Here is a 25,791-nt window from a genome sequence, read left to right as displayed (position 1 = left end):
GCAGTTTCATCCTGGCACGGATGGCGGTCTCGGCGCAACCGCGCGCGGCGCAGAGATTATTCTCTTCTCTGGAACATCGATCGTAACCTTTTTCGTGAAAGAGTGCCCGCCGGTCCGATCCTCCGGCGCCCGCCGTCCCGGTCTGGCCCTCGTCTTGAAGTCCATGCGCCGGCCGCGGGAAGTCGTTTCGCTCTGGGCGGCTCGTCGGACGAAAGCGAGACCATTGTGGGGGAGGCCATGGCGACAGCGCCGTTTTGGATCAGCAGACAGACATTCCTCCGCGCGGGCGGCGCGCTTCCCCGTCCGGCCGCGAGCCTTCGCGTCGTCGCCGGCGTCGAGGCCGGATCGTCCGCCGGCGTCGCCGCGGAAGCGCTGGGCGCCGAGCAGATGGCGCCCTTCACGCAGGATTGGGCCGATCTCGCCGCGCGCGCCGTCGAGCCCAACGGCTTTCTCGAGCCGGGCTTCGCCCTCGAGTTGGCGCGCCATTTTCCCGCACGCTCGCGTCCTCTGTTCGTCGCCGTCTGGAAGCGGGCGGCCAATGGCGCGCGTCGGCTGATCGCGCTGTTTCCGATCGTCGCGCCGGGGCCGGTGCTCGCGGGCGTCGTGACGCGCGGCTGGCTGCACAAACAGGCCGCGCTGGCGACGCCGCTTCTCGATCGCGATCATGTCGACGAGGCGGCGACGGCGCTGATCGACTGGCTCGCGTCTCATTCGCCGGGGAGCGGCGCGCTCCTCTTTCCGACTTTGCCGATTTCCGGCCCCGCCTTCGCCGCTCTGACGCGCGCCGCGCAGGCGACGGGCCGAGGCTGCCGCGTGCTGGAGCCGCGCGAACGCGCCGTGCTGCAGCCGGGCGGCGATCCGCGCGAACTATGGACGCGCAACGGATCGGGCAAGGCGCTGAGCGAACTGCGCCGCCGGCGCCGCCGCCTCGAGGAAGCAGGAGAGTTGACGCATCGGATATATTCCGAGCCGGCCGAGATCGCCGGCGCCGCGGAGGCCTTTCTCGCGCTCGAGGCCAGCGGATGGAAGGCGAAGCGCGGCGCGCTGCTCGGCCATCCCTCGCTCGCGACCTTCATGCGCAGCGCGACGCGCCTCCTGGCGCGGGAGGGCAAGTGCGAGATTCACAGCCTCGAGCTCGATGGAAAGCCGATCGCCATGGGCGTCGTCATCGAGAGTGGCGCCCGCGCCTATTTCTGGAAGATCGCCTATGACGAAGCGTTGCGCGCCCAGGCGCCGGGCGTTCAGCTCGTCTATGCGCTGACCGAGGCGCAGACGAAGCGCGCCGAGATCGAGACCACCGACTCCTGCGCCATTCCCGGCCATGCGATGATCGAGCGCGCCTGGCCGGCGCGGGTCACGGTCTGCGATCTGATGATCCAGGCCGATCCGCGCGCCCCCTCGCGCTTTTCCGCCGCCTGCGCCGTCGAGAAGCTGCGGCGGCGCCTGCGCGCGACAGCCAAGAAGGCGTTCTATCGGGCGATGAGCCGCAAGGAACGCTGAGCGGACGAATCGATTCGGCCGCCGACGCGTTTCCCCCGAGCGAGGAGGCTCGTGATGATTCGCGTCGGCATCGGCGGCTGGAGCTATGAGCCGTGGCGGGGGGCCTTCTATCCCGAAGGCCTGCCGCACGGAAGGGAGCTCGCCTACGCCAGCCGCCATGTGACGGCGATCGAGATCAACGCCACTTTCTATCGCACGCAATCGCCCGACAGTTTCGTGAAATGGCGCGAGACGGCGCCCGAAGGCTTCGTCTTCTGCGTCAAGGCGCATCGCGCGGCGGTCACGGCGCGCGCGCTCGCGGAGGCGGGCGACAAGGTCGAGCATTTCCTGTCGAGCGGCGTGCTCGGGCTCGCCGAGAGCCTCGGTCCGATTCTCTGGCAATTGCCGCCGCACAAGCGTTTCGACGCCGAGGAGATCGGCGCGTTCCTGAATCTGCTGCCGGAGAAAAAGGGCGGCCGACAGCTGCGTCACGCGCTCGAGATTCGCCACGAGAGCTTTCTCGACGCGAGATTTGTCTCGCAGTTGCGCGACGAAAATGTCGCGGCCGTCTTCGTCGACGGCGAGGGCCATCCGGCGATCGCCGACGCGACGGCGGATTTCGTCTACGCCCGCCTGCGCCGCACGCGCGAAGACTGCGCGACCGGCTACGAGTCGAAAACGCTCGGCCTCTGGGCGGAGCGCGCGCGGAGCTGGGAGCGCGGCGAGACGCCCGCCGATCTCCCTCTCCTCGCAGCATCCGCCGAGAAACGAGCCCGGGACGTCTTCATGTTCATGATCGACGGCGCCAAGGTCAGGGCGCCCGCCGCGGCCATGGCCCTCATCGAGCGGCTCGAGCGAAAGGACGGGCCCTCACGCTGAAGAGCCAGCGAAGCGGGCGTCTCGAAGGGGCGAAGGGCGCGCCCGCTGGAGCATCCTTCGAGGCTTCCTGCATTTCGTAACAAGCGCCTCGGATGAGGGGAGCGAAAATCGAGAGGGTTCCGCATCGGAACGGATCGCCCGAAAACCCCATCAATCGCAGATCGCCTTCAGCGCGGCCCATTGCTCGGCGTCGAGCAGCGGCGGCCCCCGCTCGCCCCGGTCCGCGGCGGAAAAGGCGGCGAGGCGTTCGGCGGTCAGCGGATGATCGTGCAAAAGGCCCAAGGCGGCGTCCTCCGAGCCCACGACGCGCGTGAGTAGTTCGCCCAAGGGCCTCGCCGGCCGGCCGAGGCGCGCGAGAAGCTCGGCGGCGAATTGATCGGCCTGCTCCTCCTGCTCGCGCGAATGCGCCGCGCCGACGAGCGCCTTGCTCGCGAAGACGAGCGCGCTCGCGCCCGTGACGTCGCCGAACAAGAGTCCGACGAGATAGGAGGTTCCGCCTATGGCGATGATCCTGCGCAAGGCGTCGCGACGCGCGAGATGCCCGAGCTCATGCGCGATCACGCCGGCGATCTCGTCCGACGATCGCGCCTTCTCCAGCAGCCCCGAGAATACATAGATCTTGCCGCCGGGCAGCGCGAGCGCGTTCGGAACTCCCGAGTCGAGGACCTCGACGGTCGCCTCCAAATCGAGCGTCGCCGCTTGCTGCAGATTCCACGACATTTCGGAGAGCGCGGCGACGCCCGTCTCGCCACGGCAAACCTCTTGCGGGAAGATCGCGCGCAATTGCGTGTCGACCGCTTCGCCGAGCCGCTGCTCGAAGGCCGCGGGCACGAGCGGCGCGAGCCGGTCGGCGGCGAGCGGAACGCCGAACCAGATCAGCGCTGCGACGCTCACCGTCGCGGCGACCGACCAGGCGATGATCTTGCGCATGGCGCCCGGCGACTCGCGGCCGCGCAGAAAACGGCAGCGCGCGAGCGCGTCTTCCTGGTGGCGCGCGTCGCGCAATTCGAGCCGCGCGAGCTCGGGCGCTCCTCGCGCCTCGCGGCGCAGCACGAAGCCCGGACGATCGACGCGGCGAATCTCGTCGTAAGGCCAGTGCGCGAGCGCCTCGCCCTCGGCGGCGATTTCGAGCGCCTCCGCGCCGAAGCGCGGCGCGACGAGGCGCCGCTTGCCGACGACGCCGTCGAAGAAGATCGCCTCGGGTCGTTCACACGCCATCGCGTTCGCCGAAGATTCGCTCAACGACGCCTCCCTCAAAAACCGACGACATCGAGACTGTCGACGAAACCTTCGTTGATCGCGCTCGCCGAGGGTCCCTCACCCGCCGAGACATTCTCCGCGGCGTCGAGCGCATGGACCTCCAGCGAGGTCGCGACGATCTTCCAGACGCGCTGGACGAAATAAATTCGCGTCGCGATGCCGATCGCGACGAAAGTCGCGACATAAAGGACGATCATGATCGTCGTCGGCGCCGCCGGCGGCTGAGCGCCCTGGCGGTGGTGGATCACGGCGCCGAAGATCGCGACCGCGATCCCGAAAAGCAGGACGAAGCCGGCGACAATGCCGAAATAGACATAAAAATTGCCGAGAAAGGCGCGTGTCGTGAGGCGGGTCTCGAGCCTGACGTCGCCGAGCCGCAATCCCTCGAGCCACCACCGCCACTGCTGCGTCTTATAGGCGGCGTAGAGCGCCGGCGAGAAGAAGAAGATGGCGAATATCGACAAGATGAACAGCGGCTCGTTGAACCACAGGGCCGCTCTGAACAGGATCGGAGCCGCGGCGACCGCGAGGGTCGCCGCCCATATCCACCAGCCGCGTTTGAAGAACTTCCCTCCGCGGGCGACAAAATCGCCGCGCAGATCGCCATAGAAAGTGTTGCGCATCTTGTAGCGCTCGAGCGCCGCCTGCGCCCAGGGCAGCGCGAGCCCGAGGCTGAGCGCGATCACGACGCCCCAGCCGATCGCGCGCGCCATATAGGCGAGGCGGGAGCCCCCCATGCCGAAACGCAATCCGCGCCACATCGTCTTGTGCAGCCGGTAGCGCCGTGCGCCATAATTGGCGTATTGGCCGAAGGCGACGAAGAAGAGGAACAAGGGAAGCGAGGCGAAAGCCGAATGGCGCTCCGCCTCCACAGTGGCCAGGAAATAGAGGAGATAGGCCGGCGTCAAAATGACGAGCGAGAAGAAGAAGCCGAACAACAGCTCCCGGGCCTCGCCGACATATTCGAGCGCATCGCCGCCGACGATCGTGTTCGACCAGAGATAGCGCCGCATTTTCGTCGCCAGCCAGAATCGGTAGAAACCCGCCGTCACGATCTCGAGCAGAGCGCCGCGCATGACGAGGCGGCGGAATGCGCGATTGTCGCCGGTGAAGAGAACGGGTTCGGGCGCCGCATGGGAGGGCTTCGGCGCGGCGACGGTCTCGTCGCGCGCGGCAATGACGACATCGGACACGCAACCCGCCTTTCGAGCAAACACCTGATTGAACCTGCTCACGTTACGTGCGTGTGCGGAGTGGAGCAAGCCCAATTCGCGAGCGCGAAATCGGCGGCATCCCGCTGACGGCGCCGCACGGCGCGCTATATTCGCGCTCCTCACACGAGGGAGCGGTCCGATGGCGGAGCATTGGTTCATTTCCGGCGCGAACAGGGGCATTGGCCATGGGCTCGCGACGCTGATCGCCGCGCGCGGCGACGACGTCACCGCCTCCGTGCGCGGCGAGCGTGCGAGAGAGGAGCTGCAGCGCGAGGTCGCGCGCCATCGCGCCCGCTTCGCCATCGTCGATTTCGACACGCGCGACGAAGAAGCGATCCGCGCCGCGGCGAGGCAAGTCGAGGAGCCGATCGACGTGCTCGTCTGCAACGCCGGCGCCTATGGGCCGCAGCGCCAGTCGACGCTCGACATGGATTTCAGCGGCGCGCTCGATCTCTTCGACATCAATACGCTCGGGCCCTTGCGCCTCGTCCAGGCCTTTCTTCCGCATCTGCGAAAAGCGCAGAATCCGCGCGTCATTCTCGTCTCCAGCGGCCTCGGCTCCATGGCGACGCCGGGTTCGACCAATATCGCCTATCGCGCCGCCAAAGCGGCGCTGAACAAGATCGCGCAAGGCCTGGCGCAGGATCTGCAGCGGGACGGGATCATCGTCGTCGCGCTCAATCCCGGCTGGGTGCGCACCGACATGGGCGGCGTGAACGCGGAACTCTCGATCGAGGAGAGCGCGGGCGGAATCATCGCGACCATCGACGCGCTGACGCCGGACGACAGCGGGCGCTTTCTCGATTATCGGGGCAAGGACACGCCCTGGTGAGCGCCGCTCACCGCAGGGGCTGGAACGTGTCGGTCATGTGAGCGCCGAGCTGCTCCAGCCTGTCGCCGAGATTCTCTCTCGCGCGGGGATCGACGACGGCGAAGGGCGCCGTGACCGCGGCGCCCGCGGCCGTTCCCACCGCCGAGGCGGCGCCGGTCGCCATCTGGCCGACGCTCTCGCCGACGCTCGCCTGCGAATCGGCGAGCTGCTGACCGGCGGCCAGGCGCCGGCCGATGGCGCGCACCACCTCCGGCGATTGCGCGAATGTGCCATGGCCGAGCGGATCGCTCGACGCCACATCGGCGAGATCGACGACGAAGATGCGGCGCTCGGCGAGCAGCGTGCGATAGGGCTCGACGTCCGGATCGATTCCGCCGAGCCGGACCTTGTCGCCCCATACATGACGCGAAGCGGCGAGCGCCTCGTCGTTGCGCGAGACGAACAGCGAGAACAGCGCGCGGCGCTCGCCGATCTCGGCGATCTGGCGCGTGAACACGTCGAAATCGACGTCCGGCGCGGCGAGCATGACGTTCTCGAGCTTGCCCGGCAGTCGTTTGTCGCGGATGGCCATCTGGCGCAGTGCTTCGAGCGTGACCCAATTGCCCATGGAGTGCGCGAGGATCGATATCTCGCCGACGGCAGGATCGCGGGCGAGAGCGCGCAGCACCGCCTCCAGCGCATCGCGCGAATAGCTCGCGCTCTCGTGGTCATAGCCGTAATCGACGAGGCGTCCGCGCGAGGGCCAGGTGAACAGCACCGGCAGAGCGTTCGTTCCCGAATCATGGACGATCTGCGCGAAGCGATAGACCGCCTCGGCGAAGAGCGTGTTGAAACCGTGGACGAAGACCAGCGCCTGCCGCTTGGACGCGCCGGCGATGCGGCGGTCGAAATCGCGCAGCGCCTCTTCGCGCGTCAGCGGCTCGGCGCGCAGCGTGACGAAATCCCGATAGGGATCGGCGGGCAGAGAGTCCGGCCATTGCACCTCGCCGATGCGGCGCGACGAGTCGGGCGGAATGGAGACGGCGACGTCGGCGAATGCGAGCCGTGCGCCGCGCTCGCCGGTGAAGAGATCGCCCGGCGGCGCGCCTTGCGCGCTACGCGTCGTGGCGACCAGCATGTCGACGCGGCTCGTGCCCGGCGCCTGCGGCTGTGCGACCAACACCCCGTGCGGACGGCTCGCGCAGGCGGCGAGCGCGGCGACGACGAGCGCGCCGGCGAGGTGAAACAGCAAGGAATAGCGCAACTCGCCCCCACCGATCAGCGAAGCTCTCGACGTTCTCGATAGACCTTCGCGCCGCGCGAGTCGATTCGTGGCATGCGGCGCCGCACAAATTTACGGCGCCGATTGCGGAGAATTGAGGCGCGGCTCCGCCCTTTCTTAAAGAAATCGGTAACTCCGCCAGACGACATTCACTTCGATTTTCCAAATATTCTGGAGCCTCAGACGAATGGCGCGGACCTTTCGCGCGAAGCTTCCCTCACGCACGCTCACGACCGCCGCCCTTCTCGCGGCGTCGGCGCCGGCGCTCGTCGCGACGACGACGGGGAGCGCCGCGCTCGCTTGCGCATCCGCGCTCGTCGCCGCGCTCGCGGCGGCGGCCCATATCGAGCGCCGACTCACGCCGCATGTGGAGGCGATGGAGATGATCGCCGCCGGCGACCGCTACGCCGCCCTGCCCGGCGCGAGCGACCGCCTGTCCGCGCGCCTCGACACGGTCGCGGAGCGGATGCGCGACGCGCTCGTCGCGGCCGACGCTCTTTCGGTCGCGCAGCGCAGCCGCGAGGCGGAGCTGGAGATCCGCAATGCAGGGCGCGCCTTCTTCACCCGCCGCTTCCGCGAAAGGGTGGACGACGCCGTGTCCGCATTCGACGCCGCCGGCGCCGCGATCCGTACGACGGTCGCCGATCTCGGGGAGCGCAACGGCGAGATGCGGCGGCGGGCGTCGACAGCGACCGCCGCGGCGCAGACCGCGGCGCGCGACGTGGACGGCCTCGCCGGGGCGGCGCGGGCGGCGATCGCCCTCATCGCCGGATCCGCGCGGCAGGTCGCCGACGCGCGCGGGGTGGCGGAACGCACCGCCGAAGAGCTGGCGCGCGCCGACCGCATCGTGCGCAGCCTCTCCGAGGCGACTGGACATATCGGCGAGGTGAGCCGGCTCATCCAGGCGATCGCCGCCCAGACCTCCATGCTGGCGCTGAACGCGACCATAGAGGCGGCGCGCGCCGGCGAGTTGGGACGCGGCTTCGCGGTCGTGGCGGGAGAGGTGAAGACGCTCGCCAATCAGGCCTCGACCGCCGCGTCCGACATCGAGGCCCAGATCAGCGCGATCCGACGCGTGGTGGAGGAGACGGTCGGGGCGATCGCCGACGTCTCGGAAAGCGTCGGGGCCATGGCGCGGGTCAATCTCGGCCTCGCCGAGACGCTCGATCGCGAGGCCGGCGAACTCGGCCGCATCGGAAGCCGCGCCACGCTCGTCGCACGCGACGTGAGCGGAGCGCTTCCCGATATGAGCGGCGTCGCCGCCGAGGCGGAATCGGCCGGCCGCTCGGTGCTGACGACGACAGAGGATCTGCTCGGCCGCTCTCATGTCCTCGCCGAGACGGTCGGCCGTTTCTTGTCCGACATAGCAGGCGGCGCGATCCGCGTCGGGATTCTGCATTCCTTGTCCGGCACCATGACGAGCAGCGAGCGGCCGCTGCAGGAGCTGCTCGTGATGCTGATCGAGCAGCGCAACGCCTGCGGCGGGCTGCTCGGCCGGCCCATCGAAGCGGTCATCATGGACCCGCGCTCGCTTCCGAGCCTCTATGCGGAGCAGGCGCGCGTTCTGATCGAGGAGCGCAAGGTCGACGTCATCTTCGGCTGCTGGACCTCCGCCTCGCGCAAGGCGACGCTGCCGGTCGTGGAGCGGCTCGGCGGACTCTTGTTCTATCCGAGCCAATACGAGGGCGAAGAGCGCTCGCCCAATATCGTCTATGCCGGCGGCACGCCCAGCCAGACGGCGATTCCGGCCGTGGATTTTCTGCGCACCCGCGGGGCGCGGCGGTTCTTCCTTGTGGGCGTCGACGGCGTCTATCCACGCGTCACCAATTCGATCCTGCGCGCCTATCTGGCGTCGCGAGGACTCGCCGCAGGCGACGTCGTCGAGCGCTATGCGCCGCCCGGCCGCGAGAACTGGCGCGAGATCGGCGACGAGATTCGCGCTTTCGGCGCGCGTCCCGGCGCAGCGATCGTCTCGACGGTGAGCGGCGACGCCAATCTGCGCTTCTTCGCCGAGCTCGCGCGCCGCGGCCGCGGGCGCGCGTCGACGCCGATCCTGTCGCTCTCCATCGGCGAGGCCGAGCTGCCGGCGCTCGCCCATTGCGGCGTCGACGGCGTCTTCGTCGCATGGAACTATCTCCATGCGATCGACGCCGAGGAGAACCGCCGCTTCATCGCCGATTGGCGGCGCTTCAAAGGCGCGCCGGACGCCGTGACCAATGACGCCATGGAGGCGACCTGGCTCGGGTTCAACCTGTGGAGCGCCGCCGTCGCCGCCGCCGGCTCGTCGGCGGCGGAGAAGGCGCGCGCGGCGCTCGGCGGACGCAGCATTCGCGCCCCGAGCGGCGTCACCGCGCGGGTCGACGAGGCGACGCAGCATCTCTTCAAGCCCGCCTTCGTCGGCCGCATCGATCAGGGGCGCATCCTTCCCGTTTGGGCGAGCGCCGGACTCATCGCGCCGGAGCCCTGGAGCCGATGGCTCGTGCAGCGCCGGAACGGCGCGGCCGCATAGAATTGAGAGAGATGTCGTCGGGCATGAATAGGGGATGCCCTTCTTCCAGACGTCCGTCCAGCCGCCACGGCCGATCTCGGAGACGCCTCCTCGAAGGTGAGGCGCGTCCCGAGCCGTCGCTGCGAGCGCAGCGAAACGAATCCGCCGCCCCGCGGCGTCCCGATTGCTTCGCCTTCGGCTCGCAATGACGGCGGCGCGCGTCAATCCTTCGCACGCTCGACGTAGGTTCCGTCTTCCGTCTGGATGACGACACGCGTGCCCGGCTGGATGTGCGGCGGCACCATCACGCGCGCGCCGTTGGAGGCGATCGCGGGCTTGTAGGAGGAGGAGGCGGTCTGGCCCTTCATCGCCGGCTCGGTCTCGGTGATCTCGAGCGTCACGCGCGCCGGAAGCTGGATCGCCACCGCCGTTCCATTGAACAGCGAGAGGATGCAGACCATGCCCTCCTGCAGCCATTGCGCCTGGTCGCCGATCACGTCCTTCGGCACCACGACCTGATCATAGGTCTCGGTGTTCATGAAGGTGAAGCCGTCGTCGTCGCCGAACAGATAGCTGAAATTCTGGTCCTCGACGAAGGCGCGCTCGACCTGCTCGGTGGTCTTGTAGCGGTCGGCGACCTTCACGCCGTCCGAGAGGCGGCGCATGTCGATCTGCGTCGTCGGCGTGCCCTTGCCGGGGAAGAAGCTCTCGGCCTTCAGCACGACGTAGAGGTTTCCGTCCTCCTTCTCGATGATATTGCCCTTGCGGATCGAACTGGCGATGACTTTCACGATTTTCCATCCTCGATTGCTGGCCGCGCTCGGCGGGTCTATGAACGCCGGAGGGGTCGAGCCGCGCGCGCCGCGCTCGAACCTATCGCTCTCGAACCTCTCGAGGCCGACGAATGACGCGAGTGTCGCCCTGGTGGGCCCGCGATGTTTACGCCGATCGCAAGCCTTTTCTCAAGGCTCGCGCCAAAATTGCCGCCGCTCTGCGCCAGTTTTTCGCGCGTGAAGGTTTTTGCGAGGTCGAGACGGCGGCGCTCCAGGTTTCGCCGGGCAATGAGACGCACATCTCGGCCTTCGCCACGGAACTCGTCTCCGCCTCGGGCGAGGCGAGCCGGCTCTATTTGCATACGTCTCCCGAATTTTCCTGCAAGAAGCTGCTGGCGGCCGGCGAGGAACGCATTTTCACCTTCGCCCGCGTGTTTCGCAACCGCGAGCGTGGGCCGTTGCACCATCCGGAATTCACCATGCTGGAATGGTATCGCGCCGGCGAGCCGCCGGAGCGGATGATGGAGGATTGCGCGGGCCTCCTCGCCGCTGCGGCGGAGGCTGTGGGCGCCGAGCGCTTCGTCTACGGCGTCGCGAGCGTGGACCCTTTCGAAGAGCCCGAAGCGATCTCCTGCCGCGAGGCCTTCGACCGCTATGCGGGGATCGACCTTTCCGCGCTGATCGGCGACTGCGACGGCCTCGCCCGCGCCGCCGCCCGCGACGGCATTCGCGTCGCGCCGGACGATTGCTGGTCGGATCTGTTCAGCAAGCTCCTGTCGGAGAAGGTGGAGCCGGAGCTCGGCCGTTCGCGCGCGACCCTGCTCTGCGATTATCCGCTGAGCGAGGCGGCGCTCGCGCGACCCAAGCCGGAGGATCCGCGCTTCGCCGAGCGATTCGAGCTGTTCGCGTGCGGCGTGGAGCTCGCCAATGGCTTCGGCGAGCTGACCGATCCGGTCGAGCAGCGGCGGCGCTTTACGGCGCAGATGGACGCGCGCGCCCGAATTTATGGCGACCCTCATCCGATCGACGAGGATTTCCTCGCCGCGCTCGGTTCTATGCCGCCGGCGAGCGGCGTGGCGCTCGGCTTCGACCGCCTCGTGATGCTGGCGGCTGGGGCGGAGCGAATCGAGCAGGTGATGTGGACGCCCGTGGCGGAGGCGGGGACGCCGCGGGGCTGACACGCCCTCGAGACCTGTTCGTCATCGGAACGCGTTGCGAATCGGCTTCTTTCTCGCGTCGGGAGAGGCGAGAGGAAGCGGACATGTTCCCTCATCCGGTGGAGGCGGTCGTCTTCGATATGGACGGCACGCTGCTCGACACGGAGCGGCTCTATGTCGACGCCTGGATCGAAGCCGGAAGGATCGTCGGCGTCGACATCGGCCGCGCCTTTTGTCTCGAGATGATCGGTCGGCCGCTGCAGGATTGCGAGGCGATGATGCTCGATCGCTTCGGGCCCGATTTCCCGCTCGACGCCTGCGTAGAGGCTTGCGGCGTCGTGGTGGGGCGCGCGTCGCGCGCCGGCGTTCCGCTGAAGCGAGGGGCGCGCGAGCTGGTCGAATATCTCACCGCGTTGAACATTCCGCTCGCCATCGCCACCTCCTCGCGCCGCTCGACCGCCGAATATCATCTCGGCCGCTGCGGCCTGCTCGCCCATTTCTCGGCGCTGGTGACGCGGGACGACGTGGCGCGCGGCAAGCCGCACCCAGATTCCTATCTGCTGGCGGCGCGGGCGCTCGGCGCGCCGCCGCAGAGCTGCCTGGCGATCGAGGATTCGCCGACCGGCCTGCGTTCCGCCGCCGCCGCCGGCGCCATGACCATTCTCGCCCCCGATCTGCTCGAACCTTCGCCCGAGGATCTGGCGCTCTGCCTCGCCGTGGTGGGCAGCCTGAGCGAGGCGCTCGCGCTCTTGCGGGCGCAAGAGCGCGGCCGGCGGCTCGCCCTCGCGGCTCCGTCGCCCTGACGCGGGCTTCCGACGAAGCGGACCCGCGCTCGCCAATTGCAAAAAAACACGAAACATCGCAGTTTTGGCCCGCATGATGTTTCGGGAGAATCCGGGAATTGGTCGCGCGTCGTCTTTCGAGCCCGCTTCGGCTCGCCTCTTTCGCCCTCGCCGTCCTCTGCGCGCCGCAGGCGCTCGCGGCCGGGTGGCATTATTACGATCCAGAGTGCCCCATCGCGCTCGGCGGCTCCAAAACGATGAAATTCGTCGCCATGCAGCCGAAGAAGAACATCGATCGGGTCTGCGACGCTCTGCCGGACACGGGGGCGACGGTCATCGCGCTCGACGCGCCGGACGCCGAACTGCGCGAGATGAACTGGGATATTCGCGTCCTTCGTGACAGCGGGATCCTCGGCGACGAGCCGTCGCAGGCCGACGCGGTGATGCGCCTGCCGCAACAGAAATACCGGAACGGCATGGTGAATTTCGATGTGAACATCGTCGGCGCCGGCAAATATATTCTCTACGCGCGCTTTTTCAGCGACGACGGCGCACGGGAATTCGTCGGGCGGCACCACTTCACGGTCGGCCTGCTCGATAATACAGAACTCTATGCTTATCTGTTTTTTGCCGGCCTCGTCGCCGCCCTCGGCGGCCGTTTCGCCTATCTGCGCCTGCGCAAGGCCGGGGCTGAGTAGTCCGCGCTAAAATCCTGAGTCGCGATCGGCGCGCGACATCCTGAAAATTCAACGCCGCCGCATCGGAGCTGCGACCTGAGCGCAATCTCCGACGCGGCGGCGTGGACTTCCCCCATTCGGAAGCGTCGTGAGTAGTCGACGCCGGGGCCCGCAAAAGACGCCGCGGTCCCCTGACGTCGTCAGTATTTCGCCACGACCGGCGCCGGCGGCGGAGCGAACAGATTGAAGTGGTAGTTCACGCCCGCGCGGACCGTGTGGATATGCACGCGCTGCTCGAACGTGTTGAATCCACCCCAGTCGTTGGCGCCGATGTTGGTGAAGAGATACTCGACCTTCGCCGACCAGCTGGGCGCGAACAGCCATTCGAGGCCGCCGCCGGCGGTCCAGCCGGTGCCGGTCTGGCCGAGCGTGCCGCCGCCGATGATCGGGTGCTTCAGGCGAATGTCGCCATAGGCGAAGCCGCCGGTGCCGTAGACGAGCAGGCTCGGGCTCAACAGCGTCACGCCGGCGCGGGCGCGCACCGTTCCGAACCAGTCCACCGCGCGCGTGACGCCGAGGAAGGCCGGTTCGTTGTCGCCGATGTTGGCGGCCTGAATATCGGCCTCGACGCCGACAACGAACAGAGGCGTGAGCTGGTAGTTATAGCCGACCTGACCGCCGCCGACGACGCCGCCGCTCGAGTTGCCGATATCGGCCACATTGGGCGCGCCCTGAACCCAGCCGGCGCCGTTCCACCCCGTAACGGCGTTCTTGCGCGTATAATTATCGAGCCATCCGCCGCCGACATTGGCGCCGAGGTAGAATCCCGTCCAAACGGGCGGCGGCGGCGGCGGCGGCAATACTGGCGGAGCCTTGCGGCTGGGAAGGTCGGCGGCGATCGCGGCATGCGCCGTGGTCGCGAGCAATGCGCCGAGCAAAAACCTCTTCATTTTTTCAACCTCACGATTCGACTGCCCCGTTCCCGCTTATAGCAGACCCTAAGGATTTCGACCTAGGCATTGTCGCCTATTCGGCGCAATTTCGGGAGAGCGCGACAATTTGGCCACACTCGGGACAGTCGTTCGAGGTTGTACATCAGCCCTCCGGCACGAGAAAGTCGAGCGCCACGCCGCCGGCCAGCGGAACCGCGCCGCCGGCCTTGGCGTCGGCGAGCCGGTCGAGCCGGATCAGCGCGAGTCCCTCGCCGCCGACGGCGGAGCCGGTGACGCCGATCTCGACTTCGCCCGCCTTCACCGGCGTGCCGGGGGCAGGGGCGGCGCCCTGCGCGTGGAAAGCGGTGACTCGCTTTCGCACCGGGCCGCGGTGCTTCATGCGCGAGACCACCTCCTGGCCGAGGAAGCAGCCCTTCTTGAAATCGACGCCGGCCAGCCGGTCCATATTGGCCTCGTGCGGGAAGGCGTCGCCATAGTCGAAATCGACCCCGCCGTCCGGCGCGGCGGCGGCGATGCGCCGCGCGTCATAAATGTCGCGCGGCGCCATGGCGACGGTCGCCGCGATTTTCCGCGTGACGAGGCCGCGCCAGCCGAGCGTCGGCGCGCGTGGGTCCGCGGCGAGGGCGATGGCGTCGAGCTCGGGCTTTTCCGTCGCCTCGGGAAAGGCGACGCTGGAAAACTCGGCGCTTCGGTCGGTCAGGGTCACGGCGGCGCGCAGCTTGTAGAATTTCAGCCGGTCGAGCAGCGTCTCTTTCAGCGCCGCCGGGCAGTCGAGCAGGAAGACGAGGCCGTCCTCCGCCGCCTCGGCGAAGATCATGAAATCGACGATGATCTTGCCCTGCGGCGTCAGCAGCGCGGCGAAGCGCGCTTCGCCCGCGGCGAGCGATTTGACGTCATTGGTGAGGATGCCGTGCAGGAATTTCGCCGCGTCGGGGCCTGCGACCTCGACGACGCCGCGATCCGATAGAAGAGTTGCGCTGGCCATTGTCCGATGTGCTCCAAACTGTCGGCGAACCGACGGGGCCCGCGTCGCGGCCTCCAGGCTCCATGGCGGGTTCCGGCCGGCGTCATAGTGCGCTAGATCGTTCGCGAGGCGGGATCGCCTTCGTTCGCGTCGAAGATATGTTCGCTGCGAGAGAGGCGTGCAAGCGAGGCGCCAGCCATGCCGAAGACCTATGACATCATTCTGAGCGGCGGCGTGCTCGTCAATCACGACGGCGTCGGGGCGCGCGACATCGCCCTTTGTGGCGGCAAGATCGCCGAGATCGGCGATCTATCGGGAGCCTCGGCGGCGGAGCGCGTCGATTGCGCGGGACTTCATATATTGCCGGGCGTCATCGACACGCAGGTGCATTTCCGCGAGCCCGGAGCGACGCACAAGGAAGATCTGGAGACGGGCGCGCGCGGCGCTGTCCTCGGCGGGGTCGTCGCCGTTTTCGAAATGCCCAACACCAAGCCCTTGACGACCGGCGCGGCCGAGCTCGCGGACAAGGTCGCGCGGGCAAAGGGGCGGGCGCATTGCGACTTCGCCTTCTGGGTCGGCGGCACGCACGACAACATAAAGGATATCGCCGAGCTCGAGCGCCTGCCGGGCGCGGCGGGAATCAAAGTGTTCATGGGCTCCTCGACCGGCTCGCTGCTCGTCGCCGACGACGCCGGCGTCGGCGCCATCCTCTCGCAGACGCGGCGGCGCGCCGCCTTTCACAGCGAGGACGAATATCGGCTCGAGGAGCGCAAGCCGCTGCGGGTCCCGGGCGACCCGAACTCACATCCCGTCTGGCGCGACGAGATCGTCGCGCTGCGCTCGACCGAGCGGCTGCTGCGCATCGCCCGGGAAAAGAGCGCGCTCGTCCACGTACTCCATGTCTCGACCGCCGAGGAGATCGAATTCCTCGCCGGGCACAAGGACATCGCCAGCGTCGAGGTGACGCCGCATCACCTCACGCTCGACAGCGAAGCCTATGTGCGGCTCGGGACGCTCGCGCAGATGAATCCGCCGGTGCGCGACGCGCGCCATCGCGACGGGCTGTGGCGGGGCGTGGCGCAAGGGATCGTCGACGTGCTCGGCTCCGATCATGCGCCGCATACGCTGGAAGAAAAGGCCGAGCCCTATCCGGCGAGCCCGTCCGGCATGACCGGGGTTCAGACTCTCGTGCCGCTGATGCTCGATCATGTGAACGCCGGCCGGCTCACGCTCCAGCGCTTCGTCGATCTCACCAGCGCCGGGCCGGCGCGCCTGTTCGGCCTCGCCGGCAAGGGGCGAGCGGCGGTCGGCTATGACGCCGATCTCACCATCGTCGATCTGAAGCGCCGCGAGACGATCCGCAACGGCTGGATCGCCTCGCGCTGCGGCTGGACGCCCTATGACGGAGTGGAAGTGACTGGCTGGCCGGTCGGGACCTTCGTGCGTGGCGCGCGGGTGATGTGGGAGGGCGAATTGGTCACGCCGGCGACCGGCGAGCCGATCCGCTTCCAGCAGGCGCTGCCGCGATAGGACGCGGCTCAGCCGGCGCCGCCGCCCTTGGCGCGGCCGCGCGTCAGCAGGGCGGATGTCGCCAGAACCAGCGCGACGAAGCCGAGCAGCAGGGTCGAGATCGCATTGACCTCGGGCGAGACGCCGAGCCGCACCTGCGAATAGATCCTCATCGGCAGCGTCGTCGCGCCCGGCCCGGTCGTGAAGCTCGCGATGACGAAATCATCGAGCGACAGGGTGAAGGCGAGCAGATAGGCGCTGACGACGCTCGGGGCGATCAGCGGCAGAGTGACGAGGAGAAAGGCGCGAAAGGGCGTCGCGCCGAGATCCGTCGCCGCTTCTTCCAAAGTGGGATCGCAGTCCTTCAGCGCGGCGTGGATCATCACTGTCGCGAAACACATGGTGAAGGCCGCATGCGCCAGCACCAGGGTCACGAAGCCGCGCTCGACGTCGAGCGCGACGAAGCCGAGCAGCAGCCCGAGGCCGAACACCACTTCCGGCAACACCAAGGGCGCATAGAGAGAGCCCGCGAAGAGCGCGCGGCCGCGAAAGGCGCGAAAGCGCGCCAGCGCCAACGCCGCCAGAAGCCCGTTGACCGTCGCGATCAGCGCCGAAAGCGCTGCGGCCGAGAGGCTGATTCCAGCCGCCTGCAGCATGCGCTCGTCATTGACGAGGGCGGCGTACCATTTGGTCGAGAAGCCGCCCCAGACCGTCGCCAGCCGCGAGGCGTTGAAGCTCATCGCCGTCAGGATCGCGATCGGCCCGTAGAGAAAGGCGAAACCCGCGACGAGCGTCGCCGCGCGAAGGGCGCGCACGCTCATCGCTCCCCCTCGCGCATCTGCGCTCGCTCATAGAGGAGGATCGGAACGAGCAGCAGCGCGAGCAGCGCCACGGCGGCGGCGGAGGCCGCGGGCCAGTCGCGATTGGCGAAGAAATCGTTCCACAAGGTGCGGCCGATCATCAGAGTGTCGGAGCCGCCCAGAAGATCGGGAATGACGAATTCGCCGACCGCCGGAATGAAGACGAGCAGGGCGCCGGCGACGATCCCGCGCCGTGACAGAGGGAGTGTGACGCGCAGGAAGACCTGCGCGGCCGAGGCGCCGAGATCGGCCGCCGCCTCGCGCAAGGACGGGTCCTGGCCCTCGATCGCCGCATAGAGCGGCAGCAGCATGAAGGGCAGATAGGAATAGACGATTCCGGCGACGACGGCGCCGCGCGTCGCGAACATGGGCAGAGGCGCATCGATCAGGCCGAGCGACATCAAAGCATGATTGATGATCCCTTCGTCCTTGAGCAGGGCGATCCAGGCGTAGACGCGGATGAGGAAGCTCGTCCAGAACGGCGCCACGGCGAAGCCGATGAGGATCGGCCGCCATTTCTGCGGCGCTCGCGCGATGGCCAGCGCGAAAGGATAGGCGACGAGGAGCGCGACGAGCGTCGCCGTCCCGGCGATCGTCAGCGAGGAGAGATAGGAGTCGAGATAGAGCGTGTCCTCGGCGAGTGCGCGATAGGCGTCGAAGCCGAGCTGCGAGAGTTTTTCGATCAGACCCGAGACGCCGTGCGAAAGATCGAAGACCGGCTCATAGGGCGGGCGCGCCTGAGCCGGCCGCGACAGCGAGATTTTGACGATCAACGCGAAGGGCGCGAGGACGAACAGCGCGATCCACGCATAGGGCGCGGCTATGACGAAGAGTTCGCCGCGCGTGAGCCGGCGTCCTTTGTCGCGCTGCTTCATCATTCGTCCGCGAACAGCCGCGCCGCGCCGGGGACGATCGCGAGCCGCGCCGTTTCACCGATGGAAACGGCCGGCCCGCCATTCGCGCTCCGCGAGACGCGCAAGGTCTCGCCGCCGGCGAGGCGCAAGCGGATATGGATCGTTTCGCCGCGAAAGGCGACGTCCTCGACGATTCCGTCGAGCGCATCGTCGCTCTCCTGCGGCGCGATGGCGACGCGCTCCGGCCGCACGGCCAGCACGGCCTTCGCGCCATCGGCGAGGTCCGACCGCGGCGCCGGAATGCGGCCGAAGGCGCCGATGAAGGCGCCGTCCTCGAGCCCGCCGGCGAGGAAATTCATCTGGCCGATGAAGGAGGCGACGAAGCGCGTCGCCGGATGTTCATAGACCTCGGCCGGCGCGCCGATCTGCTCGACGCGCCCGGCGCGCATCACGGCGATGCGGTCGGCCATGACCAGCGCTTCGTCCTGGTCGTGGGTGACGACCACGAAGCTCGTCTTCAGCTTCCGTTGTATTTCCTTGAGCTGGAATTGCGTCTCCTCGCGCAATTGCCGGTCGAGCGCGCCCAAGGGCTCGTCGAGCAGCAGCAGGCGCGGGTCCGGCGCGAGAGCGCGCGCGAGAGCGACGCGTTGCTTCTGTCCGCCGGAGAGCTGGTCGGGGCGCCGTTTCTCGACGCCGGTGAGCTTGACGATGTCCAGAAGCTCCGCGACGCGGGCGACGATCGCGGCCTTGTTCTTGCCCTGCCGCCGCAGGCCGAAGGCGACGTTCTCGAAAACCGAGAGATGCGGGAACAGCGCATAGGATTGGAACATCAGATTGACCGGACGCCGGTGGGGCGGCGCGCCGCTCACGTCCTCGCCCGCGATCTCGATGCCCCCCTGGTCTGGCGTCTCGAAGCCGGCGATGAGCCGCATCAATGTCGTCTTGCCGCAGCCGGACGGACCGAGCAGAGCGAAGAACTCGCCTCGCGCCACCTCGAGCGACACATGCTCGAGCGCCGCGACGGCGCCGAAGCGCTTCGACACGCCTTTGATCGAGAGAAGCGGCGCGTCGGTCATCCTGCTCCCGTCTTCGTCGCGTGCGGGGCGCGCCTTCAGGCTCGCACGAAAGCCGCCCGCCAGTGCCGGACCATGGCGTCGGTCGCGGGAATATCCTCGAGCGTCCCGAGACGCAAGCCGTCGACGGCGAGCGCTTCGATCCGGTTTCGTGTCAGCGGCCAGGGCGGCCCGGCGATCTCCTGTCCCTGGTCGCGCGCCCGCGCGATGACGAGCAGCGTTCCGCCCGGCGCGACGAATGCGGCGAGGGCGTGCGCCGCCGCGTCGAGCAGCGCGTCCGGCAGCGCCTGCAGCGTGTAGCATTCGTGGACGAGGTCGAAAGCGCCGCGCCATGCCGGCGGCGGCGCAAACAGGTCCGCGGCGCGATAGTCGACGGAGCCCTCGGGAAAGCGGCGCTTCGCCCAGGCGACGGCCTCCTCGACGAGATCGAAGGCGCAGACGCTCGCGCCGGCGGCGGCGATCGCCTCGGCGTTGTCGCCGAGCCCGCAGCCGACGTCGAGCGCGCGGCCGTCGAGCCGGCCGCGCGCGGCGAGCCAGGAGGCGAGCAGGGGATGGGGCGCGAGATTGGCCCAGGGCACGCCGGCGGCGTCCCCCTCGGCGAGGCGATAGACCGTCTCGAACCAGTCCTTGCGCTGCGGATCGGCCGTCTCGCCGCCCGGCCGCTTGTGCGGATCGATCGCGTCGAGCCGCGCCCTGGCGGCGGCGCGGCGCGCGTAGAATTCTTCGTTCACGCCTGCTTCTCCCATTTGCCGTCCTCGCTCTGTCGCCAGTAGGAGAGCCGGCGGCCGGCCTCTTTCAGGGTCCGCCATTGCGCCCTCGCCGCCAGCACGGCTGCTTCGTCATTGCCGTCGAACATCAGGATCGCGCGTTGCGACGGCGCCGCCGCCGGATCGGCGAGGACGGGCGCGGCTTCCGCATTCTCGACGAAGAAGCGGACATCGGCGCGATTGGGATTGTCCGGCCCGAGCGTCAGAAAGACCGGCTGCGTCTCGCCGTCGCCGTCGCGCTGCGTCCCGTGCGGCAGGAAGCTCTCGGGGTCGTAGGACCACAAGAGTTCGTCCAGCGCCGCTCGCCGCCGCTCGCTCACCGCCTGCACCACGGCGCGCCAGCCCCGCGCGAGCGACAGCTCGATCAGCTTGGGCAGGGCGCTCTCCAGCGGACGCCGCTGCAGATGGTAGAACCAGACCTCGGTCATGCGGCGCTCGCCAATGCGAGGACGCCCACGGCCTTCATCCTGAGGAGCCGGCGCAGCCGGCGTCTCGAAGGATGGGCCGCCCGGAGCGCCCTTCGAGACGGCGCTTCGCGCCTCCTCAGGGCGAGGAGGCCGGATTGCGCGACGCGGCGCTTCAGTCGAGCTCGCATCGGATCGGCACATGGTCGGAGGGCTTGGCGCCGGCGCGCAGTTCCTTGTCGATCGCCACGCTTTTCAGCCGGTCGGTCGCCTGCGGCGAGAGCAGCAGATGGTCGATGCGCAGCCCCTTGTTCTTCTGCCAGGCGCCCGCCTGATAATCCCAGAAAGTGTAGAGGCCGGCGGCGTCGGTCGTCGCGCGCAGCGCCTCCGCATAGCCGAGGTTCAGCAGCTCTTGGAATTTGGCGCGCGTCTGCGGCAGGAACAGCGCGTCGCCCGCCCAGCCGACCGGGTCATAGACGTCGCGCGCGGCCGGAATGACATTGTAGTCGCCCGCGAGCACGACCGGTTCTTCCAGCGCGAGCAAGCTCGCCGCATGGGCGATGAGGCAATCCATGAAGGCGAGCTTATAGGCGTATTTCTCCGTGTCGGGCGGATTGCCGTTGGGCAGATAGATGCTGGCGACGCGCAGCGCGCCGCGATCGGTCGAGACGACGGCCTCTATGCAGCGGGCCTGCGGGTCGTGCTCGAATTTCGGCAGGCCGCGCACGACCTCGATGGGGCTCTTGGAGAGAATGGCGACGCCGTTGAACGTCTTCTGCCCATGCGTTTCGACGTTATAGCCGAGATCCTCGACCTCCCTGCGCGGAAACGCCGCGTCCTCGCATTTGATCTCCTGCAGGCAGAGGACGTCGGGCGCGACCTCGCGCAGATAGGCGAGAAGCGGCTCCAGCCGCTGGCGGACGGAATTGACGTTCCAAGTGGCGATGCGCAAGGGCCTGATCTCCGGTCGGGGGACCGGCCCTCGTCATAGCGCGCGCGCGCCGCGAATGAAACGCTCAGCCGCGCCAGCGGATCGCCGCTTTCGCCACGCGCTCGCCGAGCAGTTCGGCGGTCTTCAGATCGGCGGGCGGCGGACCGAACTCGGGGCCCTGATCGGCGTTGGACTGCGCCATCGCGCCGAGAAAGCTGCCGAGCCGGTTCACATCCTCGATGCTTCCCCGGCTCGAATTATTGCCCGGAAGCAGGCCGAGCCCGACCCAGATCATGCCCTGCTGCGCGGCATAGACGGCGAGATGCTGGAGGGTGGCGAGCTTGTCGCCGCTCTGGCTCGCCGAATTGGTGAAGCCGGCGGCGATCTTGTCCTTCCAGCCCTGCGACGCCCAGACTTTCGAGCTCGCGTCCATGAAGGTTTTGAACGGCGCGGCGACGCCGCCCATATAGGTCGGCGAGCCGAACACGATCGCGTCGGCGCGCGCCAGATCGTCCCAATGGGCGTCGACCTCTTCCACTTTCACCAACTGGGCGGTCGCGCCCGGAACGGCGCCCGCGCCGCGCGCGACGGCCTCCGCCTGTTTCGCCGTGTGTCCAAAACCGCTGTGATAGACGATTGCGATGTGAGCCATGCCGGCCTCCTTCGAACGCGAAAAGCCTAGCCGAAGCGCGGTCCCGGATAATTCGCCAAAAATCGAATTCATTGTTCTATGATCTCGGACAATGGATCTGCTCGAGGCCATGAGAGCTTTTCTCGCCGTCGCGGAGGCCGGCAGCTTTACCGCCGCCGCCGCGCGGCTCGACCTGTCCCGCGCCATGGCGAGCAAGCATGTGATGGACCTCGAGGCCCGTCTCGGCCTGCGGCTGCTCGACCGTACGACGCGATCGGTCGGCCTCACCGAGGCGGGCGCCATCTATGCGGCGCGCTGCCGCGAGATCATCGACGCGATCGCGGCGGCCGAGCAGGAGGCGACGAGCTGCGCCGCCGAGCCGGTCGGGCGCCTGCGGGTGAGCGCGCCCTCCTTCTTCGGCTCGAAATTCATCGCGCCGCTCGTCGTCGAATTCGCGGAGCGCCATCAGCGGGTCGGAGTCGAGCTGGTCCTCGACGACAAATTCGTCGATCTCGTCGAGGAGGGCTATGATCTCGCCATCCGCATCGGCCGGCTCGAGGACAGTTCGCTGGTCGCGAGCCGCATCGCCTCGACGAGGCTGATGATCTGCGGCGCGCCCTCCTATTTCGAAAGGCGCGGTCGGCCGCGCCGGCCGGCCGATCTCGCCGGTCACGAGTGTCTTCGCTACAGCCATGCGGCCATCGGCGCCGCCTGGCCGTTCGACGGGCCCGACGGTCCACGGCTCTTGCGCCTGTCGAGCCGCTTCGCCAGCAACAGCACCGAATCTCTGTGCGCCATGGCGGCCGCCGGCCTCGGCCTCCTCTGCGCGCCGGATTTCTACGTCGCCGATCTTCTGCGCGCGGGCGAGCTCGAGCAGGTGCTCGCCGAGCATATGATCGAGCCGCTCGGGGTTTTCATCGTTCATCCGAGCCGCCGTCACGTGCCCTCCAAGGTGAGGGCCTTCATCGAATTCGTGACGCGGGAATTCTCGCGGCGCCCGCCCTGCGGCATCTGACGGCTCACGCATCTCGCGCGCCCGCGATCTCTTCGACGATCGCTTCCGCCGCTGCGCGCGGATCGGCGGCCTGCGTCACCGGGCGGCCGACGACGAGATGATCGGCGCCCGCCGCGATCGCTTCGGCCGGCGTCATCACGCGCTTCTGATCGCCGAGCGCCGCGCCCAGAGGCCGCACGCCCGGCGTCACCAGCGCCATCCGCGGGCCGACGAGGGCGCGGATCGGCGCGACCTCCTGCGGCGACAGGATCAGGCCGTCTATGCCGATATCGCGGGCCTGCCCGGCGCGGCGGGCGACGAGATCGGCGACGCTCATCGCATAACCCGCTTCCGCGAGATCGGCGTCGTCATAAGAGGTCATCACAGTGACGGCGAGCAGCCGCAACCCGCTCTCGCCCGCGCCCTGCCGGGCGGCGCGCATCGTCTGCGGAAAACCGTGGACGGTGAGAAAATCCGCGCCGAGCCGCGCGATCCGCCGCGTCGCCCGCTCGACCGTCTGGCCGATGTCATGGAGCTTCAGATCGACGAAGACCTTTCGGCCCCCCGCCTTCAGCTCCTCGACCAGGGAGAGGCCTCCGCCGTAGGCCAGCTCCATGCCGACCTTATAGAAGGAGACGGAATCGCCGAGCGTCGCGACCAGCGCCCGCGCCGCGTCCGCGTCCTCTACGTCCAGCGCGACGATGAGACGGTCGCGCGCGATTTCGCTCTCCTGCGGGCTCGTCATTCACGCATCCTTGTCGGCGAGGCCTGCGGATGGCGTCAGCCATTTGCTGCGAATGGTCAGCGTCATGAGGCGCCTCCGAAATCACGGCGGAGATCGCTCAGCCCTCTCCCGGCGCCACTCGAATCACGCCTCGCATGTTCGAATGCAGACCGCAGCGGAACTCGATCGATCCCGGCTCGGAGACGACGATCGAAAAAGACTCGTCCTCGTCGATCTGCTCGGCCGAACGGAACACTTCCTTCGGTCCGGCCGAGCCGATGACCGAATGTGGGACCTGGTCGCGGTTGACGAAGACGATTCGGGCCCCCGCCTTCACGACCAGCTCGGTTGGAGAAAAGGCGTAATTGCGGATCTCGACGTCTTCGCCCCGCGCTCCGCCTGCGGCGAGCGCCGCGAATAGCGCCGCGGCGGCGCGAAGCGCGCGGGCGGCCATCAGCCGCCCCGGCGATAGCGCCACACGCGCGCCGGCGGAATGTTCGCCCACACCCGTGAGCCCTCGGCCGAAAAGGCGGAGCGGTTCGGATGCCTCTTCAGCGGCATGGGCGAGAACAGGCCATAGGTGAACTGAATGAGCACGCCGCCCGGCCCCATCATGTCGAAGGCCTGGTCGAGCAGGCGCAGCCGGTCCGATTCGGGCTGGTTCAGCAGCGGCAGGCTGGAGACGACCGCGGAGACCGGCCCGGAGAGCGCGCCGTCGAGCGTCCTTTTCAGCGAATAGGCGTCGCCCTGGACCACCTCGACGCCCGGAAAGCGCTGCCGCAGCAGATCGCAGAATCGGGTCTCGTATTCGATGAGCAGCAGGCGCGACGCCGGCACGCCATGCTCCAGAAGCGCCTGGGTGACCGGCCCGGTGCCGGGGCCGAGCTCGACGACCGGCCCCTCTCGGGAGAGGTCGACATAGCTCGCCATGGCGCGGGCGAGCGCGGGCCCCGAGGGCGAGACGGCGCCGACGCCGCGGGGATTTTCCATCCAAGACCGTAGGAAACGCGCATTGTCGGCGAGAGCGGATTTCAGTGGCGCGATGTTCTGTGACACGCTGAGACAGCCCCTCGATCGATTAAATCGCGCGCGAACATGTATGAGGTCGCCCGATCGGTCAATGGCGTCCGCTCATTTGCCGAACAGCTCCTTCATCTTCGCAAAGAAGCCGGTCGCCTCGGGGTGAGTGTGATGCGAGGATTCCTCCTCGAACTCGGTGAGCAGCTCGCGCTGGCGCTTGTTCAGATTCTGCGGGGTCTCGACGCTGATCTGCGCATAGAGATCGCCGAAGTCGCGGCCGCGCAGCACCGGCATGCCTTTCGCTTTCACCTTGATCTGCCTGCCGGTTTGCGTCCCTTCGGGGATTTTGATCTCGGTCTCGCCCCCGTCGATCGTATGGACGGTGATCTTGCCGCCGAGCGCGGCGCGCACCATCGAGATCGGCACGCGGCAGTAGAGATCAGCGCCGTCGCGCTGGAAGAAAGTGTGCGGCTTCACCGAAAGGAAAATATAGAGGTCGCCCGGCGGCCCGCCGCGCATGCCGGCCTCGCCCTCGCCGGCGAGACGGATGCGGGTGCCGTCCTCGACGCCGGCCGGCACATTGACCGAGAGCGTGCGCTCGATGGTGGTGCGGCCCGTGCCCGAGCAGACGGAGCAAGGATTGTCGATGACCTCGCCGCGGCCCTGGCAGGTCGGGCAGGTCCGCTCTATGGCGAAGAAGCCCTGCTGCGCGCGCACTCGGCCATGGCCGGCGCAGGTCGGGCAGGTCTTGGGCTTGGAGCCCTTCTTGGCGCCCGTGCCCTCGCAGGCCTGGCAGGAGACCGACGTCGGCAGCTTCAGCGTCGCCGCCTTGCCGTTATAGGCCTCCTCGAGCGTGATCTCCATATTGTATCGCAGGTCCGAGCCGCGCTCGCGCCCCGAGCCGCGTCCGCCGCGCCGGCCCATGACCTCGCCGAACAGATCGTCGAAAATATCGGCCATGGAGGCGGCGAAGCCGTCGCCGGCGCCGAAGCCGCCGCCCTGCTCGAAGGCGGCATGGCCGAAGCGGTCATAGGCGGCGCGCTTCTGCGCGTCGGAGAGGCACTGATAGGCCTCGTTGATCTCCTTGAAGCGGGCCTCGGCCTCGGCGTCGCCCGGATTGCGGTCCGGATGATATTGCATCGCGGCCTTGCGAAAGGCGATCTTCAGCTCGACATCGGTCGAGGTCTTGGAAACGCCGAGGATTTCGTAGAAGTCGCGTTTGGACATGGGCCGGTCGATAGAAGTTGGGGATCTGTCCTGTCGACGTCGGGCGTCGAGGATTACGGACAGTCGATATAAGAAGTC

General features: G+C 68.2%; 26 protein-coding genes. 9 read left to right on the top strand and 17 right to left on the bottom strand.

What is annotated here, in order from left to right:
- Positions 1–237 precede the first annotated feature (237 nt).
- Both AC6IW9_RS01215 and AC6IW9_RS01210 read left to right on the top strand, forming a co-directional pair.
- Positions 238–1,500, top strand: a complete 1,263-nt coding sequence (locus AC6IW9_RS01215; RefSeq protein WP_497768138.1) for a GNAT family N-acetyltransferase — start codon at positions 238–240, stop codon at positions 1,498–1,500.
- A 54-nt stretch (positions 1,501–1,554) separates the two neighbouring features.
- A complete protein-coding gene (locus AC6IW9_RS01210) occupies positions 1,555–2,358 on the top strand; it encodes a DUF72 domain-containing protein (protein ID WP_497768137.1) in 804 nt (267 codons plus the stop codon).
- Between the two features lie 150 nt (positions 2,359–2,508).
- On the opposite strand, the gene AC6IW9_RS01205 is transcribed toward AC6IW9_RS01210, so the two are convergent.
- The gene (locus tag AC6IW9_RS01205; protein ID WP_497768136.1) at positions 2,509–3,600 is read right to left on the bottom strand and encodes a M48 family metallopeptidase; all 1,092 of its coding nucleotides are present in this window, start codon (positions 3,598–3,600) and stop codon (positions 2,509–2,511) included.
- 11 nt (positions 3,601–3,611) lie between these two features.
- Complete coding sequence (locus AC6IW9_RS01200; protein ID WP_497768135.1) at positions 3,612–4,811, bottom strand: YjgN family protein; 1,200 nt, start codon at positions 4,809–4,811, stop codon at positions 3,612–3,614.
- Positions 4,812–4,971: 160 nt separating this feature from the next.
- Between AC6IW9_RS01200 and AC6IW9_RS01195 the strand changes: the two genes are divergently transcribed.
- Positions 4,972–5,664, top strand: a complete 693-nt coding sequence (locus AC6IW9_RS01195; RefSeq protein ID WP_497768134.1) for an SDR family oxidoreductase — start codon at positions 4,972–4,974, stop codon at positions 5,662–5,664.
- A 7-nt stretch (positions 5,665–5,671) separates the two neighbouring features.
- On the opposite strand, the gene AC6IW9_RS01190 is transcribed toward AC6IW9_RS01195, so the two are convergent.
- A complete protein-coding gene (locus AC6IW9_RS01190; RefSeq protein ID WP_497768133.1) occupies positions 5,672–6,895 on the bottom strand; it encodes an alpha/beta hydrolase in 1,224 nt (407 codons plus the stop codon).
- Positions 6,896–7,112: 217 nt separating this feature from the next.
- Here AC6IW9_RS01190 and AC6IW9_RS01185 point away from each other — a divergent pair, with 217 nt between their 5' ends.
- Entirely contained in the window at positions 7,113–9,434 is a 2,322-nt protein-coding gene (locus tag AC6IW9_RS01185) for a transporter substrate-binding protein (RefSeq protein WP_497768132.1), read from the top strand.
- Positions 9,435–9,634: 200 nt separating this feature from the next.
- Here AC6IW9_RS01185 and efp read toward each other — a convergent pair whose 3' ends face one another.
- Positions 9,635–10,207, bottom strand: a complete 573-nt coding sequence (efp, locus tag AC6IW9_RS01180; RefSeq protein WP_497772363.1) for an elongation factor P — start codon at positions 10,205–10,207, stop codon at positions 9,635–9,637.
- A gap of 110 nt (positions 10,208–10,317) precedes the next feature.
- Between efp and epmA the strand changes: the two genes are divergently transcribed.
- The 3 genes from epmA to AC6IW9_RS01165 all read left to right on the top strand — a co-directional run bounded on the left by epmA (position 10,318) and on the right by AC6IW9_RS01165 (position 12,823).
- On the top strand, positions 10,318–11,364 hold the full coding sequence (gene epmA / locus AC6IW9_RS01175) for an EF-P lysine aminoacylase EpmA (protein WP_497768131.1): 1,047 nt from the start codon (positions 10,318–10,320) through the stop codon (positions 11,362–11,364).
- An 83-nt stretch (positions 11,365–11,447) separates the two neighbouring features.
- Positions 11,448–12,146: an HAD family hydrolase gene (locus AC6IW9_RS01170; protein ID WP_497768127.1), complete on the top strand. Its 699-nt coding sequence runs from the start codon at positions 11,448–11,450 to the stop codon at positions 12,144–12,146.
- Positions 12,147–12,244: 98 nt separating this feature from the next.
- Positions 12,245–12,823: a hypothetical protein gene (locus AC6IW9_RS01165; protein ID WP_497768124.1), complete on the top strand. Its 579-nt coding sequence runs from the start codon at positions 12,245–12,247 to the stop codon at positions 12,821–12,823.
- 179 nt (positions 12,824–13,002) lie between these two features.
- On the opposite strand, the gene AC6IW9_RS01160 is transcribed toward AC6IW9_RS01165, so the two are convergent.
- Both AC6IW9_RS01160 and ygfZ read right to left on the bottom strand, forming a co-directional pair.
- Complete coding sequence (locus tag AC6IW9_RS01160) at positions 13,003–13,752, bottom strand: outer membrane protein (protein ID WP_497768121.1); 750 nt, start codon at positions 13,750–13,752, stop codon at positions 13,003–13,005.
- A gap of 145 nt (positions 13,753–13,897) precedes the next feature.
- Positions 13,898–14,797 (bottom strand): CAF17-like 4Fe-4S cluster assembly/insertion protein YgfZ, encoded by a 900-nt coding sequence (gene ygfZ, locus AC6IW9_RS01155; RefSeq protein WP_497772360.1) that lies wholly within the window; start codon positions 14,795–14,797, stop codon positions 13,898–13,900.
- Positions 14,798–14,917: 120 nt separating this feature from the next.
- Between ygfZ and AC6IW9_RS01150 the strand changes: the two genes are divergently transcribed.
- Positions 14,918–16,249, top strand: a complete 1,332-nt coding sequence (locus tag AC6IW9_RS01150) for a dihydroorotase (RefSeq protein ID WP_497768118.1) — start codon at positions 14,918–14,920, stop codon at positions 16,247–16,249.
- Positions 16,250–16,257: 8 nt separating this feature from the next.
- On the opposite strand, the gene AC6IW9_RS01145 is transcribed toward AC6IW9_RS01150, so the two are convergent.
- The 7 genes from AC6IW9_RS01145 to AC6IW9_RS01115 all read right to left on the bottom strand — a co-directional run bounded on the left by AC6IW9_RS01145 (position 16,258) and on the right by AC6IW9_RS01115 (position 21,769).
- A complete protein-coding gene (locus AC6IW9_RS01145; RefSeq protein ID WP_497768115.1) occupies positions 16,258–17,049 on the bottom strand; it encodes an ABC transporter permease in 792 nt (263 codons plus the stop codon).
- A complete protein-coding gene (locus AC6IW9_RS01140; RefSeq protein WP_497768112.1) occupies positions 17,046–17,966 on the bottom strand; it encodes an ABC transporter permease subunit in 921 nt (306 codons plus the stop codon). The genes AC6IW9_RS01145 and AC6IW9_RS01140 overlap by 4 nt, the downstream gene beginning before the upstream one ends.
- On the bottom strand, positions 17,963–19,018 hold the full coding sequence (locus AC6IW9_RS01135) for an ABC transporter ATP-binding protein (RefSeq protein ID WP_497768109.1): 1,056 nt from the start codon (positions 19,016–19,018) through the stop codon (positions 17,963–17,965). The genes AC6IW9_RS01140 and AC6IW9_RS01135 overlap by 4 nt, the downstream gene beginning before the upstream one ends.
- A gap of 35 nt (positions 19,019–19,053) precedes the next feature.
- Positions 19,054–19,761: a class I SAM-dependent methyltransferase gene (locus AC6IW9_RS01130; RefSeq protein ID WP_497768106.1), complete on the bottom strand. Its 708-nt coding sequence runs from the start codon at positions 19,759–19,761 to the stop codon at positions 19,054–19,056.
- Complete coding sequence (locus AC6IW9_RS01125) at positions 19,743–20,210, bottom strand: DNA polymerase III subunit chi (RefSeq protein ID WP_497768104.1); 468 nt, start codon at positions 20,208–20,210, stop codon at positions 19,743–19,745. The genes AC6IW9_RS01130 and AC6IW9_RS01125 overlap by 19 nt, the downstream gene beginning before the upstream one ends.
- A gap of 151 nt (positions 20,211–20,361) precedes the next feature.
- The gene (xth, locus tag AC6IW9_RS01120) at positions 20,362–21,138 is read right to left on the bottom strand and encodes an exodeoxyribonuclease III (protein WP_497768101.1); all 777 of its coding nucleotides are present in this window, start codon (positions 21,136–21,138) and stop codon (positions 20,362–20,364) included.
- Between the two features lie 64 nt (positions 21,139–21,202).
- Positions 21,203–21,769 carry a flavodoxin family protein gene (locus AC6IW9_RS01115; RefSeq protein ID WP_497768098.1) on the bottom strand — a complete coding sequence of 189 codons (567 nt, stop codon included), beginning with the start codon at positions 21,767–21,769 and terminating at the stop codon, positions 21,203–21,205.
- A gap of 109 nt (positions 21,770–21,878) precedes the next feature.
- Here AC6IW9_RS01115 and AC6IW9_RS01110 point away from each other — a divergent pair, with 109 nt between their 5' ends.
- Positions 21,879–22,763 carry a LysR family transcriptional regulator gene (locus AC6IW9_RS01110; RefSeq protein WP_497768095.1) on the top strand — a complete coding sequence of 295 codons (885 nt, stop codon included), beginning with the start codon at positions 21,879–21,881 and terminating at the stop codon, positions 22,761–22,763.
- Positions 22,764–22,767: 4 nt separating this feature from the next.
- Here AC6IW9_RS01110 and pyrF read toward each other — a convergent pair whose 3' ends face one another.
- The 4 genes from pyrF to dnaJ all read right to left on the bottom strand — a co-directional run bounded on the left by pyrF (position 22,768) and on the right by dnaJ (position 25,713).
- Positions 22,768–23,487 (bottom strand): orotidine-5'-phosphate decarboxylase, encoded by a 720-nt coding sequence (pyrF, locus tag AC6IW9_RS01105; protein ID WP_497768092.1) that lies wholly within the window; start codon positions 23,485–23,487, stop codon positions 22,768–22,770.
- Between the two features lie 97 nt (positions 23,488–23,584).
- Complete coding sequence (locus tag AC6IW9_RS01100) at positions 23,585–23,920, bottom strand: cupredoxin domain-containing protein (RefSeq protein WP_497768089.1); 336 nt, start codon at positions 23,918–23,920, stop codon at positions 23,585–23,587.
- A complete protein-coding gene (locus AC6IW9_RS01095; RefSeq protein WP_497768086.1) occupies positions 23,920–24,522 on the bottom strand; it encodes a class I SAM-dependent methyltransferase in 603 nt (200 codons plus the stop codon). Before AC6IW9_RS01095 ends, AC6IW9_RS01100 begins: the two co-directional genes overlap by 1 nt.
- A gap of 75 nt (positions 24,523–24,597) precedes the next feature.
- Positions 24,598–25,713: a molecular chaperone DnaJ gene (dnaJ, locus tag AC6IW9_RS01090; protein WP_497768082.1), complete on the bottom strand. Its 1,116-nt coding sequence runs from the start codon at positions 25,711–25,713 to the stop codon at positions 24,598–24,600.
- Positions 25,714–25,791: the final 78 nt, after the last annotated feature.

It is taken from the genome of Methylosinus sp. shoA (genome assembly GCF_059718125.1).
Note: the sequence above shows the minus strand (reverse complement) of the source record. Positions and strands in the feature narration are given on the sequence as shown.